This is a genomic window from Thermococcus nautili (assembly GCF_000585495.1).
GTDB classification, from domain to species: Archaea; Methanobacteriota_B; Thermococci; order Thermococcales; family Thermococcaceae; genus Thermococcus; species Thermococcus nautili.
Genome location: NZ_CP007264.1, coordinates 117,487 through 132,491 on the forward strand (window position 1 = coordinate 117,487; position 15,005 = coordinate 132,491).

20 protein-coding genes are annotated in these 15,005 nt (G+C 56.2%); 11 read left to right on the forward strand and 9 right to left on the reverse strand.

The features are described 5' to 3' along the window. The first annotated feature begins 37 nt into the window (after positions 1-37). Complete coding sequence (locus BD01_RS11205; protein WP_042688878.1) at positions 38-259, forward strand: hypothetical protein; 222 nt, start codon at positions 38-40, stop codon at positions 257-259. A gap of 60 nt (positions 260-319) precedes the next feature. Here BD01_RS11205 and BD01_RS00640 read toward each other — a convergent pair whose 3' ends face one another. The 5 genes from BD01_RS00640 to hypA form a co-directional block, all read right to left on the reverse strand. Beyond that, on the reverse strand, positions 320-808 hold the full coding sequence (locus tag BD01_RS00640) for a hydrogenase 3 maturation endopeptidase HyCI (RefSeq protein WP_042688880.1): 489 nt from the start codon (positions 806-808) through the stop codon (positions 320-322). Next, complete coding sequence (locus tag BD01_RS00645; protein WP_084606306.1) at positions 805-1,338, reverse strand: putative toxin-antitoxin system toxin component, PIN family; 534 nt, start codon at positions 1,336-1,338, stop codon at positions 805-807. The genes BD01_RS00640 and BD01_RS00645 overlap by 4 nt, the downstream gene beginning before the upstream one ends. Then, positions 1,290-1,619 (reverse strand): hypothetical protein, encoded by a 330-nt coding sequence (locus BD01_RS00650; protein ID WP_042688884.1) that lies wholly within the window; start codon positions 1,617-1,619, stop codon positions 1,290-1,292. The genes BD01_RS00645 and BD01_RS00650 overlap by 49 nt, the downstream gene beginning before the upstream one ends. 101 nt (positions 1,620-1,720) lie before the next feature. After that, positions 1,721-2,446 (reverse strand): Mrp/NBP35 family ATP-binding protein, encoded by a 726-nt coding sequence (locus BD01_RS00655; protein ID WP_042688888.1) that lies wholly within the window; start codon positions 2,444-2,446, stop codon positions 1,721-1,723. Then, positions 2,443-2,862: a hydrogenase nickel incorporation protein HypA gene (gene hypA / locus BD01_RS00660; protein ID WP_042688889.1), complete on the reverse strand. Its 420-nt coding sequence runs from the start codon at positions 2,860-2,862 to the stop codon at positions 2,443-2,445. Before hypA ends, BD01_RS00655 begins: the two co-directional genes overlap by 4 nt. A 109-nt stretch (positions 2,863-2,971) precedes the next feature. On the opposite strand from hypA, the gene BD01_RS00665 reads away from it, so the two are divergent. Then, entirely contained in the window at positions 2,972-3,853 is an 882-nt protein-coding gene (locus tag BD01_RS00665; RefSeq protein ID WP_042688892.1) for a cation diffusion facilitator family transporter, read from the forward strand. Here the strand turns inward: BD01_RS00665 and BD01_RS00670 are convergent. Next, entirely contained in the window at positions 3,813-4,715 is a 903-nt protein-coding gene (locus BD01_RS00670) for a hypothetical protein (protein ID WP_042688896.1), read from the reverse strand. The genes BD01_RS00665 and BD01_RS00670 overlap by 41 nt on opposite strands. Before the next feature lie 136 nt (positions 4,716-4,851). Here BD01_RS00670 and BD01_RS00675 point away from each other — a divergent pair, with 136 nt between their 5' ends. Further along, the gene (locus tag BD01_RS00675; protein ID WP_042688898.1) at positions 4,852-5,568 is read left to right on the forward strand and encodes a sulfite exporter TauE/SafE family protein; all 717 of its coding nucleotides are present in this window, start codon (positions 4,852-4,854) and stop codon (positions 5,566-5,568) included. Here the strand turns inward: BD01_RS00675 and tdt are convergent. Together tdt and BD01_RS00685 are read right to left on the reverse strand one after the other, a co-directional pair. Further along, entirely contained in the window at positions 5,537-6,559 is a 1,023-nt protein-coding gene (gene tdt, locus BD01_RS00680; protein ID WP_042688900.1) for a TDT family transporter, read from the reverse strand. The two genes, BD01_RS00675 and tdt, sit on opposite strands and share 32 nt — an antisense overlap. A gap of 43 nt (positions 6,560-6,602) precedes the next feature. Then, positions 6,603-6,983, reverse strand: coding sequence for a NifB/NifX family molybdenum-iron cluster-binding protein (locus tag BD01_RS00685; protein WP_342665195.1), 381 nt, complete (start codon positions 6,981-6,983; stop codon positions 6,603-6,605). 120 nt (positions 6,984-7,103) lie between these two features. On the opposite strand from BD01_RS00685, the gene BD01_RS00690 reads away from it, so the two are divergent. The 3 genes from BD01_RS00690 to BD01_RS00700 are packed head-to-tail and all read left to right on the forward strand — an operon-like array spanning position 7,104 to position 10,048. Next, complete coding sequence (locus tag BD01_RS00690) at positions 7,104-8,270, forward strand: iron ABC transporter substrate-binding protein (protein ID WP_042688904.1); 1,167 nt, start codon at positions 7,104-7,106, stop codon at positions 8,268-8,270. A gap of 6 nt (positions 8,271-8,276) precedes the next feature. Next, on the forward strand, positions 8,277-9,311 hold the full coding sequence (locus tag BD01_RS00695) for a FecCD family ABC transporter permease (RefSeq protein ID WP_042688906.1): 1,035 nt from the start codon (positions 8,277-8,279) through the stop codon (positions 9,309-9,311). Beyond that, positions 9,308-10,048, forward strand: coding sequence for an ABC transporter ATP-binding protein (locus tag BD01_RS00700; RefSeq protein ID WP_042688908.1), 741 nt, complete (start codon positions 9,308-9,310; stop codon positions 10,046-10,048). The genes BD01_RS00695 and BD01_RS00700 overlap by 4 nt, the downstream gene beginning before the upstream one ends. Here the strand turns inward: BD01_RS00700 and BD01_RS00705 are convergent. Next, positions 10,045-11,004: a tetratricopeptide repeat protein gene (locus BD01_RS00705; protein ID WP_042688909.1), complete on the reverse strand. Its 960-nt coding sequence runs from the start codon at positions 11,002-11,004 to the stop codon at positions 10,045-10,047. The genes BD01_RS00700 and BD01_RS00705 overlap by 4 nt on opposite strands. 80 nt (positions 11,005-11,084) lie before the next feature. Between BD01_RS00705 and BD01_RS00710 the strand changes: the two genes are divergently transcribed. The 5 genes from BD01_RS00710 to BD01_RS00730 all read left to right on the forward strand — a co-directional run bounded on the left by BD01_RS00710 (position 11,085) and on the right by BD01_RS00730 (position 14,943). Next, positions 11,085-12,029, forward strand: coding sequence for a ribonuclease Z (locus BD01_RS00710; protein WP_042693071.1), 945 nt, complete (start codon positions 11,085-11,087; stop codon positions 12,027-12,029). Next, positions 12,026-12,700 (forward strand): TraB domain-containing protein, encoded by a 675-nt coding sequence (locus tag BD01_RS00715; protein WP_042688910.1) that lies wholly within the window; start codon positions 12,026-12,028, stop codon positions 12,698-12,700. Before BD01_RS00710 ends, BD01_RS00715 begins: the two co-directional genes overlap by 4 nt. A 22-nt stretch (positions 12,701-12,722) precedes the next feature. After that, the gene (locus tag BD01_RS00720) at positions 12,723-12,905 is read left to right on the forward strand and encodes a KH domain-containing protein (RefSeq protein ID WP_042688913.1); all 183 of its coding nucleotides are present in this window, start codon (positions 12,723-12,725) and stop codon (positions 12,903-12,905) included. 69 nt (positions 12,906-12,974) lie between these two features. Further along, positions 12,975-13,538 carry a glucose-6-phosphate isomerase gene (gene pgiA / locus BD01_RS00725; RefSeq protein ID WP_042688915.1) on the forward strand — a complete coding sequence of 188 codons (564 nt, stop codon included), beginning with the start codon at positions 12,975-12,977 and terminating at the stop codon, positions 13,536-13,538. 49 nt (positions 13,539-13,587) lie between these two features. After that, positions 13,588-14,943, forward strand: coding sequence for an ADP-specific glucokinase (locus BD01_RS00730; RefSeq protein WP_042688918.1), 1,356 nt, complete (start codon positions 13,588-13,590; stop codon positions 14,941-14,943). The last annotated feature ends 62 nt before the right edge of the window (positions 14,944-15,005 follow it).

Here is a 15,005-nt window from a genome sequence, read left to right on the forward strand (position 1 = left end):
GAGCTGTTCAACGAGAAAATTGACCGGAGGGCGCTCAATGACTACGCGAGAAAACTTGGCATTGAAGTTCCGTTCTAAGCGTGATTTGGAAGAGAGGCTCGCCTTCATTCGGCTTTACGTGAAGAGGCTGAAGGAGAACCCGGATGAGGTATTCAAACAGCAGGTGAGGCTTGTGAATTCGTTCCTTGCCTCCGCCAAGAGCTTTCCGCTGAGCAGGGAAGAGTACCTGCGGATGAAGGGAGAACTGCGGAGACGATAACTCGACTCTTAGGAGACTCCCCCAGTTGATATCCAAAAAGGAAGATAGACCAATTCCCAATTACATTGTTGAGGGCTTATCCCTTTTTAGAATCCCCGCCAGTAGTTCCGCCAGCCTCTCGGCGCGCTCCTTTATAAGCTCGCTCGGCTCCTGAAAGAGGCCCGTCGACCCGGGCTGACAGCCTATGAGCACGAACTCCGCCTTGACCAGCGTCTTCATGAACTGTGTAACGAACTTCAGCGGAAGGCCGTGCGTCGATATCGCCTCTCCGAGCGTCCCCTCCGGGTCGGCTATGATGTACTCGCCGACTTCACCGCCGAAATCAACGGCATCGACGAGGACGACGAGGTCAGGTTTAAAGCTTGCTATCTTGCCAGTGTAGTTCTCAGGAACTTCCCCGCAGTTCAGCACGAGGACGTCGGGGTTGTCCAGCAACTCCTTCAGCCTCTCCGCGACCAGAACGCCGAAGGCGTCATCTCCCCTGATGTCGTTTCCAATTCCGCAGATAACGACCCTTTTCGCGTTCTGGAAGAGTTCTTCAAGGTTCATTGACTATCCTCCCCTACGAGCTTCTTTTTTCTCAACAGCTCGATAAGCTCAAGGCCCGTTACGACGTAAATTTTCGTGTTTTCAACTTCAATTTTCATGCTTTCGTTTCTCATATCGAGAAGGTCTCGGTCGTAGGTAACTATGGCAAACGCATCGCCCTCAACTGCGACTTCAATCCACTTGTCATCGCTCTCATCTCTGCACAGTTTGACCTGCTTTTTTGGCGTGACGAACTGGCTGTGCTCTTCAATAAACCTTAGAACCCTCGCGGGGTTCTGAAGGGGAACTCTGGAGCTTTCGGGAACTCTTGAGTACAGTGCCATTATCTTCGGGTGCGCGAGCTTGTATCTCATCTCCGCTACGGTTTCGGAAGAAGCATAGTTTATGAGGATTCCCCGGCGGATTAGCTCTAAAATGAATGCAACAGCGTTCCTTTTCGGGTTTTTGCTGAGGAGAAACGATATCAGGGCCGATGTCTCAATCACAACTCCAAGCCCATGGCCCTTAGCTTTCTCTCGATTTCCAGCCATTTTCTGACGTCCTCCTTGACCTCGATGAGGAGTTCGCTGAGGTCCTCTGGGGCGTCTTCCGTCGGCTCTTCGACCTCAAGGCCTTCCACGGCCTTTTCCTTTTCGGCTTTCTCAAGCTTCTCAAGGTTCTCCTTCCATTCGAGGTACTTGAGGAGTTCCTCAACAGTAACGCCGAGGGAACTGGCGAGCTTTAAAACTATCTCGGAGATTAAAACCCTCTTTTCCCGGTCTTCGAGGAGTCTTTCAACGGTGTAAACTTCAGGGTTAATGACCTCGCTCATGGTCTCACAGGGGTCTTTTGACACGGGCGTATTTTAAGGTTGCGATTGGAACGTCTTGGGACCTAAAGTATGGCCCTCTGAAATGAATGGAAAAAGAAAACTCACAGCTTCCCCGCAAGCTCCTTAACCTTCTCCGCGAACTCGGTCTTCATGAGCTCCTCGACGTTTCCAATCTTCGCGTCGAGGTCCGGATAGAAGGGTATGCCGATGAGGTACGGGACGTTGTAGCGCTCGGCGAGCTTCCTGACGTCTTCCTCGTTGTCCAATTTCATGTTCTCGACGACGCCGAGGACCTGGTGCTTCTCCTCGAGGAGCAACTGTATGAGCTTCTCGACGACGTTGAGGGCGAGCTTCGACGGGGTTGCAACGACGAGGAACTCACCCCTCTTGAGGAAGCGGAGGACATCCAACAGCTGGTCGCCGAGTCCAGGTGGCATGTCGATGACGAGGTAGTCAAGCTCGTCCCAGCGCGTTATCGTGAGGAGCTCGATGAGGGCGTCGCTTATCTCCTTACCGCGGAGCGGTGTGGGCCTGTTCTCGGTGTAGTAGGCTATGGTCATGAACTTTATCCCGTGAACGGTAGGCGGGACAACGCCTTTGTCCTCCTCAGGGAACTCCTTCGGCTCGAAGCCGAGAATCACGTGGTCACTTGCCCCGTGGAAGTCAAGGTCAAGCAGGCCGACCTTATAGCCCTTCTCGGCCAGAGCTAAAGCGAGGGTCGTCGAGATGAGCGATTTTCCTACTCCCCCCTTCCCGCTGACGACGGGGATTATCCTCTTGACATTCTCAAGCCTCGCGCTTATGGCTATCTCGCGCGGGTCAATCATGCCTCTCCCTCCTTCTCAATCATTATCCCGGCAACGTAAACGCCCCTACCCTGGACGACCTCAAAGTCGTGGCTCCCGCACTTCGGGCATGCCAGAAACGCGTGAACGACCTCGGGAATGAAGTGGATGTCCTCCTTTATGCGCTCGTCGAACTGGTCCTTGACCTCCTTGAGCTTCCAGGTGTGCCCGCAGTTGCGGCACTTGAAGACCGCCTCTTCCTCCTCGAAGATTATCTCGGCCCCCTCTGCAATCGTTCCCGCGAACATCTGCTCCATCGCGAACTTCACTATGTCCTCCGCGACGTCCTGTAGTTCGCCGAGAACGACCTTGACGGCCTTTACCCTCTTTGCCCCCTCCCTCTGGGCGTAGTCGAGGACGGTTCTAACTATGGCATCCGCCAGCGCCCACTCGTGCATGGTATCACCGACGGAAATTGGCGTGTCACCTTAAAAATGGTTGGGTTTGAAACCGGTGGTGTGCAGACAAATTTATTAACGGTTCGATGGAACTCTCCCCGGTGGTGGGATGGGGCACGAGCACGGGCACGGGCTTAAGAGGAACCTGGCAATCTCAATCGTCCTGAACCTCACGATAACCATCGCAGAGGTAATCGGCGGTCTCATCTCGGGCAGTTTGGCGCTCCTGAGCGATTCGCTTCACAACTTCAGCGACAGCATGAGCCTGCTCGCGAGCTACTTCGCCCTAAAAATCGCCGAGCGAAGGCCCAACGAGAAGTACACCTTCGGATACAAGAGGGCCGAAATCCTCGTGGCCTTCATCAACTCCGCCGTCTTAATCGGCGTTTCACTCTTCCTCGTCGTCGAGGCTTACAGGCGCTTTAGAAACCCCCAGCCGATTGACACAGCCATAATGCTCCCAGTAGCCCTCGTCGGCCTAATCGCGAACCTCCTCTCGGTTTTCCTCCTCCACGAGCACGCTCACGGCCTTAACGTCCGCTCCGCTTACCTTCACCTTCTGAGCGACACCCTCTCGTCGGTGGCCGTCGTGATTGGTGGTTTGTTGATTCGCTTCTATGGCGTCGAATGGGTTGACCCGCTCGTTACAGTTGTGATAGCGCTCTACATCCTCCGCGAGGCCTACGAGGTACTGAGGGAGAGCGTTGACGTCCTGATGGAGGCGTCGCCGGAGCTCGACCTTGAGGCGATAAAGGCCGAGCTGGAATCGATTCCCGGCGTTAAGAACGCCCATCACTTCCACGCCTGGCGGGTCGGTGAGGGTGGGATTCACTTCGAGTGCCACCTATCTGTTGAGGACATGCCCCTGAGCGAGGCACAGCGGATTATCGACGAGGCCGAGGGGAGGCTGAGGAAGTTCGGGATAACCCACGTTACAGTTCAGCTTGAGGTTAACCGGTGCGAGCCCGGTCTTTTGTGCCCAGACGCCTGAAGAGGAGCGCGTAGCTCAGCGGGCCGAGTATGGCCTCGCCTATGACGCCGGTGAGCTCGAGCAGGACGTCGTAGACTACCAGCCAGAACGCCAGAAAGCCGAGCACGGCCCTTCCCTCGTTTCCATTGAGAGAAGCAAAGAAGAGGACGAGCGCGAGCGTTCCAACTGCATCGGTGGCGAGCGGTGGAAGGACCTTGGGAAGGAAGGCGAGGGCTGTGAAAATCGTCGCCCCCGAGATAAAGCCGGCCGTGAAGGGACGCGATGGCGTGAAGGGAACGTCCCTGCTCCTGAACTTCCTGGCGAGGAGGAAGAGCGCGAGGGCCGATAGAATGGCGACCGAGTACTGACCCGGGGACGGGGCGTAGCCGGTGAGGTGCGCGAAGGCAAAGGCAGAGGTGCAGAAGGCGATTGTGGCCAGAAGGGCACCCCGTTTCCCGATGAGGGACTTTCCGCGCAGTTCTGGGTAGAGAAGCTCCACTATCAGAATCGGGAGGGCTATGCTCATCGTGGCGTGGTAGGCCGTCAGGAGAACGGCCCAGCTCGTGTTCACGCCGAAGACCCTGCCATAGTCCCTAAGCGCCCCGAGGTCGGGCCAGTTCGGGTCGAACCACGAGCGGATTACGAGCCCCTCCTCAACGACGCCGTAGAGGGCGCCGAGGAGCATGAGGCCGACCTTTCCCCGGCCGAGCCGTATCCACGCCTCGCGAATCAACAAAACGCCAGAGCCGTAGAAGAGCCAGAGGAGGGGAAAGGAGAGGGGTTGGACAACAAGCTGGAGCGGGTGCGTTGAGCCACCGAGGACCTCGGCCAGGAAAGGCGAGAGGAAAGTGAGGAGTAACACCGCTCTGGTCTCTTGTCTCATATTCACTGTTCATTTTGGGAATCTAAAAACCTTCACGTTTTTAGGATTTTTGAGCTGATGCATGAAAAGCTTTTTAAATGAGGCTTTTCTCATTTTCTTCGGGTGACCTAAAACGAACTACCCGGAGTTAGCGCTCATAGCCTTCATCCTGAGCGTCGTCTTTTCGATAGGTGGCGTCGGTTCGGCCATAGCCATAGTTCCGGTTATGGGCTGGCTGGGAGTGCCCCTGATGAGTGCCAAGCCGACGGGGCTGTTCATAAACGTCCTCTCGATGCTTTCAGCGACTGTCAAGAACCTGCGGGCGAAAAAGCTCGACGTCCGCTTCGGCCTGCCGATTCTCGTCACCGCGACTCTGGCTTCACCCCTTGGGGCTTACTCCGGGAGGTTCATACCGCACCGCGTCGTTTTAGCTGTCTTCGTGGCTTTCCTCCTCTACTCCGGGACGATGATGCTCTTCTTCAGGCCGAAGGGGAGGGAAAGGAAAGGCAACCACATCGTTGAGGGCTCGCTCATCGGGGGAATCGCGGGCTTCCTCGGCGGTCTCCTCGGCGTCGGCGGAGGCGGGATAATCAGCCCGGCCCTAATCCTCCTCGGCTACGAGCCGAAGAAAGTCGCCAGCACTACTGCTTTAATAGTGTTCTTCTCCTCGCTGAGCGGTTTTCTGACCTACTGGAAGCTCGGAGCCCTTGACTGGGAGTTGCTACTCTGGGTCTCGGTTCCGGCAATACTCGGTGGCTGGCTCGGAACTCACCTGATGCACTTCAAGATGAGCTCGGGGCAGGTAAAAAAGGTGATAGGGGCCATAATGTACGTCATAGCCCTCAAGACGCTCCTCGTCGCGCTGGGCTTCTGAAAACGAAGTTCTTCAGCGTTAAGGCTCCGGTAACCAGCCACATCGCCAGCAGGAGCCAGTAGAGGGCGAAGCCGAAGTCGGTTATCGCGTTTATTCCGAAGGTCGTCCCGACCTTGAAGGTCGCGCTGACGTAGGCGCCGAAGGGGAAGATGAAGGCCCACCACGCGAGGCTGTAGGGCAGGTTGAGCTTCCTGATGTAGTGGAGCGTCAGTATTACCGCCATGACGAACCACCAGACGCCGAAGCCCCAGAAGATTAACCCGAAGGCCAGGAAAGGCTCCTTCACCTTTAGGAAGTCGCTGGCCTTCATGAGGGCGTAGAGCGTGGATGTTCCCGCTCCGATGGGTCCGAGGTTAATCCAGATTGACGGGGCGATTCCACAGGGCATCGGCTCGTGCTTTATGAAGCGGTAGAGGACTATCGCGAAGAGGGCCAAGTAGAGGAAGAAGCCCGCGCCCCAGGCGAAGTAGTTGATGAAGGCCATGAGTTCCTTCACGGTTCCCGAGGAGAGCGCCATGAGTTTCGCCCCGCTGATGGGGATTACTATGAGTCCAACCGGAGGAATGAACCAGGCCGGCGTTATGTTCTTCGTGTCTATTCCCTCTCCTGTGAAGACGATGTAGGGAATCAGGAAGGCGAAGAGCAGGACGAAAGGAACGCCAAAGAGCCAGAAGGTCCAGGCGAGCCTTTCATTCCCAAAGATGAACAGCCAGTCTGCCGAGAGGACGAGCGAGGCGACGCCGATAGTCCCGTAGAAGTTGCCGAGGACCGGGTGGTAGAGGTCTTTCATGACTTCCTCGCGGTACTTTACCCACCTCAGAGTCCAGGGAACGAGGAGAACGAAGAACAGGAGCGTGTTGAGGTAGACTAGGAACTCAGCGAAACCGTTCAACGCCGAAAGCCTTGATGAGTAGGCTTTGCTGACTAAAGCCAGCGCTCCGGTTCCCATTACGCTCGCAAACCAGCTCGGGGCGAAGTCTTTAACTCCCATGCGACCACCAAAGAAATGAAGAAAAATTCATTTAAAAATCTTATCATGTTTTGTGCTCCCGGCCTTCACTTATCCGCTCCTTCCACAGGGGGTCGCTTTCGGCAGTCCCGCGGAGAAATGCCTCGACGGCTTTCCTTGCTTTCCCGCCTATCCCCGGAATCACCTGAACGCCGAGGGCCTCGAAGTGGGCAATCGCCTTTCTCCCTATCCCGTAGGCGAGGACAACCTCTACCCCCTGCTCCCTCAGGAAGTTCGGGATGTCGCCCGGCCCGTGCTCCTCGAAGGGGAACTCAACTATTCTGACATCCCTGATTTCTCCGTTCTCGGCGTCCACTATCGCAAAGCGCCTTGTCCTTCCAAAGTGCTCCGAAACCTCTGATTCGAAATCGTCTCCTGCAAGCGGAACCGCGATTCTCAAGGCCATCACCAAAATTAATGAAATCCTGTTCACCTAAAAACCTGCCGGTTTGAAACGAAGGGTTGGTAACATCAATGAACCAAAACCGTTAAAAGCGTGCTACCTTTTTTGGAGTTGGTGATACAGATGAGGAAGGCCCTCGCGCTCCTCGTAATCCTGCTGGTTGTTTCGGTCGCTGGATGCATAGGAACGTCAACGTCGAGCTCAACCAAGCCAACCAGCTCCTCTCCAGCGGTAACGAGCTCAACCGCGAGCCCGGGCTACATCACCGTCACCGACATGCTCGGGAGGACGGTAAAGGTCCCGACAAACGTTAGCAGGGTCGTTGCCGTTGGGCCGGGAGCGTTGAGAATCCTCGTCTATCTCAACGCGACCGATAAGGTGGTTGGAATCGAGGAGTTCGAGAAGCGCTTCCCCTACGGGAGGCCCTATATCCTGGCCCACCCTGAGCTTCTCAAGCTCCCCCTCATCGGCCCAGGCGGCCCCGGAAAGCTCCCGGACATGGAGGCCCTGATTAAGGTCCACCCTCAGGTCATCTTCATGGTATTCGTGAGCAGGCAGACCGCCGACGAGGTTCAGGAGAAGACCGGAATCCCCGTCGTCGTCCTCAGCTACGGGACGCTGGAGAACTTCACAGACCCGGTCTTCTTCAAGTCGCTCCTCCTGGCCGGAAAAATCCTCGGAAAGGAGAAGAGAGCCGAGGAGGCCATAAAGTTCATCGAGGAACAGCAGAGCTACCTTGAGAACCTCACGAAGGGCCTTAAGAGTCCGAGGGTTTACGTCGGCGGAATAGGCTTCAAGGGCGCCCACGGGATAACGAGCACATTCACCGACTACGCGCCCTTCACGGTTCTCCACCTCGACAACGTTGCCTCGAACCTGAGCAGTAAAAACGGCTGGGTGCAGGTGGACAAGGAGTTTCTGCTGAAGGAGAACCCGGACTACATCTTCATCGACGAAGGTGGCTTAAAGATAATCCTCGACGACTACAAGAGCAACCCCGACTTCTACAACTCGCTCAAGGCCGTCAAAGAGGGCCACGTCTACGGAGTCCTGCCCTACAACTTCTACAACACCAACATCGGAATAGCCATAGCTGACGCCTACTACATCGGAAAGGTTATCTACCCGGAGCGCTTCAAGGGGATAGACTCCGTTGAGAAAGCCAACGAGATATTCACCTTCCTCGTTGGAAAGCCCGTTTACAGCGAGCTCGCCAAGGAATTCGGCGGGTTCGGAAAGATAGACCTCGCCAGCGGGAACGTCACCTACGGCCTGCCGACCAACCCGTGATGCCCTATGGACTACAAGGCGTACCTGAGGCGAAAGCTCCTCATAGGCCTCGCCCTTTTCCTTTCCCTGTTAGCGGTCTCTCTGTTCTCCCTCTCAAGCGGACCCTATCACGTTCCGGTTAAAGAAGTCCTCTCGGTTCTCTTCGGCGGTGGAACTAAGGACGACCGTCTCGTAATCCTTGGCATAAGACTGCCAAGAATCGTCGCTGGAATCCTCGTCGGGGCCTCGATGGGCGTCGCCGGCGCGGTTCTTCAGGGCTACCTGAGAAATCCCCTTGCCACTCCATTCACTATGGGCGTCTCGAACGGGGCAATGTTTGGTGCCTCTTTGGCCATAATCCTCGGCGCCGGCTACTCGCTCAACTCGGGGCAGGTCTTCCTCAACAACCCCTACGCCGTTGTTCTCTTCGCGTTCCTTGGGGCGATAAGCGCTACCCTCGTTATTCTCGCCCTTGCGAGGCTCCGCGGTCTGAGTCCAGAGGCGATAGTTTTGGCCGGAGTCGCTATGAGCTCCCTCTACGTGGCTTTGACCACCTTAGTTCAGTACTTCGCCAACGAACTCCAGCTCTCGGCGATGGTCTACTGGAGCTTCGGAAACCTCGCGAGGGCAACGTGGCGGGAAAACGCCATAATGGCCGTCGCGTTCGCCTTCGTTTTCGCCTACTTTCTCGTCAAGCGGTGGGATTTGAACGCCTCAACGCTGGGCGATGAAATAGCCAAGAGCGTTGGGGTCAACATCGAGAGGGAGAGACTAATCGGAACCCTGCTCTCGGCCTTCATCACCTCCGTAACGGTGGCCTTCGTGGGGGTAATCGGCTTCATCGGTCTAATCGCCCCCCACTCGATGCGTCTAATTGCCGGAGGCGACTACCGCTCGCTGATTCCCCTCTCGGCGTTAGCGGGGGCACTGCTCCTCGTTTCGGCTGACACAGTCGCGAGGCTTATAGTTTCGCCCATGAACCTTCCCGTCGGCGTTATAACATCGTTCCTCGGCGCGCCGACGTTCATATACCTCCTCGTGAAGATGGAGGGCCGGCGATGATTGAGGCAAAAGACATAAGCTTCTCCTACGGCGAGCGGGAGGTCCTGAGGGGGATAAGCCTGGAAGTCGGCGAGGGTGAGTTCGTGGCAATCCTCGGCCCGAACGGAGCTGGAAAGAGCACCTTTCTCAGATGTCTCGCCGGAATCCTGAAGTGCGATGGTGTGTTCGTCAAGGGCAGACCGATTAACGACTACCCGCCGAGGGAGCTCTCGAAGGTTCTCGCCTACGTCCCGCAGAGGGTCGAGCCGGGGTTTTTGACGGTCTTCGACACCGTTCTCCTCGGCAGGAGGCCCTACATGGGGCTGACGCCGTCTGAGAGGGATTTGAAGGTCGTCGAAGAGGCATTAAAGAGGCTCGGCATTGAGGAGTTAGCCCTCAAGAGGACGAACGAGATAAGCGGGGGAGAACTTCAAAAGGTCAGCATAGCAAGGGCCCTGGCTCAGGAACCGGAAGTCCTGCTGATGGACGAGCCGACCAACAACCTCGACCTCAAGAGTCAGCTTGAGGTAATGAGGCTCGCGAGGGAATTGGCGAGGGAAGGGAAGGCGGTCGTAACGGTCATGCACGACGTGAACCTTGCCCTGCGCTTCGCGAAGAGGTTCGTCTTCATGAAGGACGGGAGAAAAATAGCGGACGGAGGCCTTGAGGTCCTGAGCGAGAAGCTTTTTGAGGAAGTCTACGGCGTTAAGGTGGAGATAGGGGAGGTAAGAGGGGTCCCCGTGGTGGTTCCCCTCTAAAGCTCCGCCTCTCCGAGGAACTCGAGCATCTCGAGCAACCTCGGGTCCTTGACCTTCTCGATGGCCTTCTTGGCCTCTTCCTCGTCAATCTTGCCGTCCTTGAAGAGTGCGAGAGCTTTCACAGCCTCAAAGAAGTCCTTCATGTCAGGGAAGGCGTTGATGAACATATCTATGTTGAGGTAAACCGTCTCGAAGTCGTCGTCAAGGAAGAGTTGCCAGAGGACGTCCATCAGCGAGCCGAAGGCTATGTCCTCGTAGTCCGTTCCCCTCGCCCTTATGAGGGCGTAGAGGCACTCCTGTAGGGCCGCATCGTAGTTCTCTTCCTCCTCAAAGATTTCCTCAAAGCTGAGGTGGGCCTCGACGAGAAGCTCGTTGTCGTTGAGAACCTTCGGCAGGACGCCGGCTATTATGGCCTTGCCCTTGTAGGTGTCGCCGGCCTCGAAGGTTATGTAGCCCCTGTGAATCTCAATCCTGAGGAGTTCCCTCTCGTCGCCGAGCTCCCTGTAGAGCTCCTCCGCCTTCTCGATTAGCTCGAGGGCCTTCTCGTACTCTTGGAGCTCCTCGTGAATCATGGCCATGCTGTAGTATATCCTCGCGGCGTGCTCGATGTTGCCTTTGGCGACCTCCTCTTCAAGGAGCGCCCTGAACAGCTCAAGGCTCTTTTCAAGTTCTCCGATGAGGTAGTAGAGGTCAGCCAGGTGGAACTTCAGCTCGAAGTCGTCGCTCTCCTTCGCGAGCTTCTCGAACTCCGAAATCTTGTCCTCGTTGAGTATCTCGTGGTAGTAGTAGAGCACGAGCTTGTAGAGCTCCCAGTCCTTGCACTCCTTCGCAAGTTTTTCGGCCTTCTCGAGGACCTCCTTAAGCTCCTCGTCGCTCAGGTCGTCCACCTTGTAGTAGAGAACCCTCCTGAGCTTTTCGCAGTTCTTCTCCTCGATGGCCTTCATAATCTCCTCCATGCTTTCACCCAGGTTTTCTAACGCGCCGATGTATTTAATTCTTTGGCTACCTTTTTAACCCCTCCGCGAGAGCTATGGACATGCTTCAGGTGATTTTTCTCGGCACCGGCGGGATAATGCCGACGCGTGAGAGGAACGTTCCAGCGGTGGCGCTCCGCTACAAGGGCGAGGTTATACTCTTCGACGTCGGCGAGGGCACGATAAGGCAGATGAACACCGCGAAGCTCAGTCCGATGAAGGTCGAGAAGATTTTCATCACCCACTTCCACGGCGACCACTACCTCGGGCTCGGCGGGTTGATTCAGACGATGAACCTCTGGAACCGGGAAAAGCCCCTCCACATCTACGGGCCGAAGTACACCTTCGAGTTCGTGCAGAACTTCATTAACAGCGGTTTCTTCAGGCCGGTTTTTGATATACACGTCCACGAGCTCGGTGAAACGAGGCTTAAGTTCGGGGACTACGAAATCTGGAGCTTCAAGGTCGAGCACGGGATTCCTGCTCTGGGATACGTCTTCAAGGAGAAGGACAAGCGAGGAAAGTTCCTGCCCGAGAAGCTTAAGCAGTACGGCCTCAAGCCCGGGCCGATGCTCGGAAAGCTTGAGAGGGAAGGCCAAATTGAGTGGAACGGCCGGATAATCCGCCTCGAAGACGTTACCGGACCGAGGAGGCGGGGGGTTAAGATAGTCTACACCGGCGACACCGAGCCAGCCGAGAGAGTGAGGCTCTTCTCAGAGAGGGCCGATTTGCTGATTCACGACGCCACTTACCTCAGCGATGAGGATAGGGGAGATAGCTACCACTCCACAGTTAAGGAGGCCTGTGAGACCGCGAAGAGCTCGAAGGTCAAGCTACTCGCCCTATTCCACAGGGCTTTCCGCTACACCTACGACGAATACCTGAGAGAGGCATCGAAGATATGCCGGGAATTCGGCGTGAACTTCGTCGTTCCGAGGGACTTCGACGTTTTAACGTACAAATCTGGCGAGTGGCAACTCCAGAGCCTTCTGGAGGGAGGAAGATGAACTACCTTCGCTACGTTAAGCTAATAGGCACGATGCACGTCTCGCCGAGGAGCAGGGAGGAGGTCATCAGGACGATACTAGAGGAGAGGCCACACGCAGTCGCGATAGAGCTCGACAGGGCACGCTTCCTGGGAATGGAGCGGAACGTCGAGCTGACGCTTGAAGATTCACTCAGAATGGGCAGGGCTGGATTGATAAACTACGCTTTGGCCAAGGTCGAAGAAAAGCTCGGCGAGACCTTCGGAATGGCACCCGGCGAGGAGATGAAGGCCGCGATAGAGTCGGCGAAGCTGTTGGGAATCCCGCTATACCTGATTGACGAGGACATCAGCGTAATCCTCTCCAAGATTTCCTCGGCACCCTTCAGGGAGAAGCTCCTCATGGCGCTCGAGGGTTTAAGCGTTTTCCTGCCCCTCGGAAAGGCCGAGATAGGCGACCCGATGGAGGAGTACAGGACGATGATGGTCGAGTTCAGGCGTCGCTACCCCTACCTCTACCGCGTCCTCGTCGAGGAGCGCAACGAGGTGATGGCGAGAAACCTGATGGCGATAGTGGACTCACTCCTCGCGCGGGGGATTAAACGGCCTAAAGTTATAGCCGTCGTCGGCCTCGGGCACAAGCCCGGCATCGAGAGGATTCTGAACGGACGTTACTTTTATATGGAGAAGTGAGGAAAATTTTCGGGGATTGGCCATGAGGGACAGGCTTGAGAAGATGCTGAACGTGGAAATACTCGACATTGAGGAGACCGACGATAAGATTATCGTCTACGTTCCCGCTGATAAGGTTAGAATCGCGGTCGGGAGCGGTGGTGCGGCCGTCAAAGCTGCCGAGCTCGTAATCGGCAAGAAGATTGAAGTCCGCGCCAAGGAATGAACCACCACCTCAGGTGATACCTTGGGGAAAGGTTAAATAAGTTAAAGCGGAGTTTCTTCGGTGGTGCTTATGGAGTACAAGAGACCCTTCGGCGTCAGGATTGATGAGAACGGAGTCATCCCCGGGGCGAAGAAGCTCGTTAGAAGGCTCAGCGACATGAGGGGCTACTTCTACGACGAGAAGGCCTACGAGGAGCTTCTCAAAGAGGACCCCGTTGTTTACGAGGTCTACGCGGTTGAGCAGGAGGAGAAGGACGGCGACCTCAACTTCGCGACGACAATACTCTATCCGGGCAAAGTTGGTAAGGAGTTCTTCTTCACTAAGGGCCACTTCCACGCGAAAGCGGACAGGGCCGAAATCTACTACGCCCTCAAGGGGAAGGGCGGAATGCTCCTCCAGACGCCGGAAGGGGAAGTTGAGTGGGTTCCAATGGAGCCGGGAACTGTCGTTTATGTTCCTCCATACTGGGCGCACAGGACGGTGAACACCGGCGACGAGCCTTTCATCTTCCTCGCGATATACCCGGCAGACGCGGGCCACGACTACGGCTCGATAAAGGAGAAGGGCTTCGCCAAGCTCGTCGTCGAGGAGAACGGCGAGGTCAAGCTGATAGACAACCCGCGCTGGAAGTGAGCGAAACCCTTATTAGGTTTCTCCTCTTTTTCACTCTCGGTGATACATAATGTGGGACGGGCTTTACGCTTCTGCCTTCGAGAGGGTTAGGGCTAAGGTAGGCAACGTTAAGGGCGTTCTCCTGGCCTACAACACCAACATCGACGCCATCAAATACCTCAAAAAGAGCGACCTCGAGGCGAGGGTTGAAAAGGCTGGAAAGGAAGAAGTCCTCCGCTACTCCGAGGAACTGCCCGAGAAGATAACGAGCGTTCCCCAGTTGCTCGGCTCAATCCTCTGGAGCGTCAGGAGGGGCAAGGCGGCTGAGCTGTTCGTCGAGAGCTGTCCCGTCCGCTTCTACATGAGGCGCTGGGGCTGGGACGAGCTCAGGATGGGCGGTCAGGTCGGCATAATGGCCAACCTCCTCGGGGGAGTTTACGGGATTCCTGTTGTGGCGCACGTTCCCCAGCTCTCGAAGCTCCAGGCGGGCCTCTTCAAGGACGGGCCGATTTACGTGCCCAAGGTCGAAAACGGTGAGCTCAGGCTCGTCCACCCGAGGGACTTCGATGGCGACGAGGAGAGCTGCATACATTTCATCTACGAGTTTCCCAGGGGCTTCAGGGTTCTTGACTTCGAGGCCCCGCGCGAAAACCGCTTCATAGGTGCCGCCGACGACTACAACACCACCCTCTTCATCCGCGACGAGTTCAGGGAGCACTTTGACGAGATTGCATCCGGCGTCAGCCTCGCGGTAATCAGCGGGCTTCAGGCCCTGACCAAGGACAACTACCGTGAGCCCTTTGAGACGATAAGGGAGCACCTGAAGGTTCTCAACGAGAAGAACATTCCCGCCCACCTCGAGTTCGCCTTTACTCCGGACGAAACCGTTCGGAAGGCCATCCTCGACCTGCTTCCCGCTTTCTGGAGCGTCGGCCTGAACGAGGTCGAGCTGGCCTCGATAATGGAAGTGATGGGCGAGAAGAATTTGGCGGAAAAGCTCCTCGCAAACGACCCCGTTGACCCGATTGCGGTCACCGAAGCGATGCTCAAGCTGGCTGAGCTCGGCGTTAAGAGGATTCACTTCCACACCTACGGCTACTACCTCGCGCTGACCGCTTACAGGGGCGAGTTCATTCGCGATGCGCTGCTCTTCGCGGCTTTAGCGGCGGCGGCGAAGGCCAAGCTCGGCGACGTTCCCTCGATAGACGAGATAGTCAGGGCCATGGACGTGCCCGTGAACGAGAGGGCAAAACCTGTCGAGAAAGCCCTTGCCAGTGAGTACGGGATGAGAAACGGCATAGCTGAGGTCAACGGTTATCAGCTCGCCTTCGTTCCGACCAAGATAGTGGCCAAACCGAAGTCAACCGTCGGCATAGGCGACACCATATCGAGCTCGGCCTTCGTCGGGGAGTTCGCCCTCCGCTGAGGACAAGTTTTTAATCTTTTTCCCTTAAATATTTCCTGAATTCAAACTTTTGGAGGTGATGC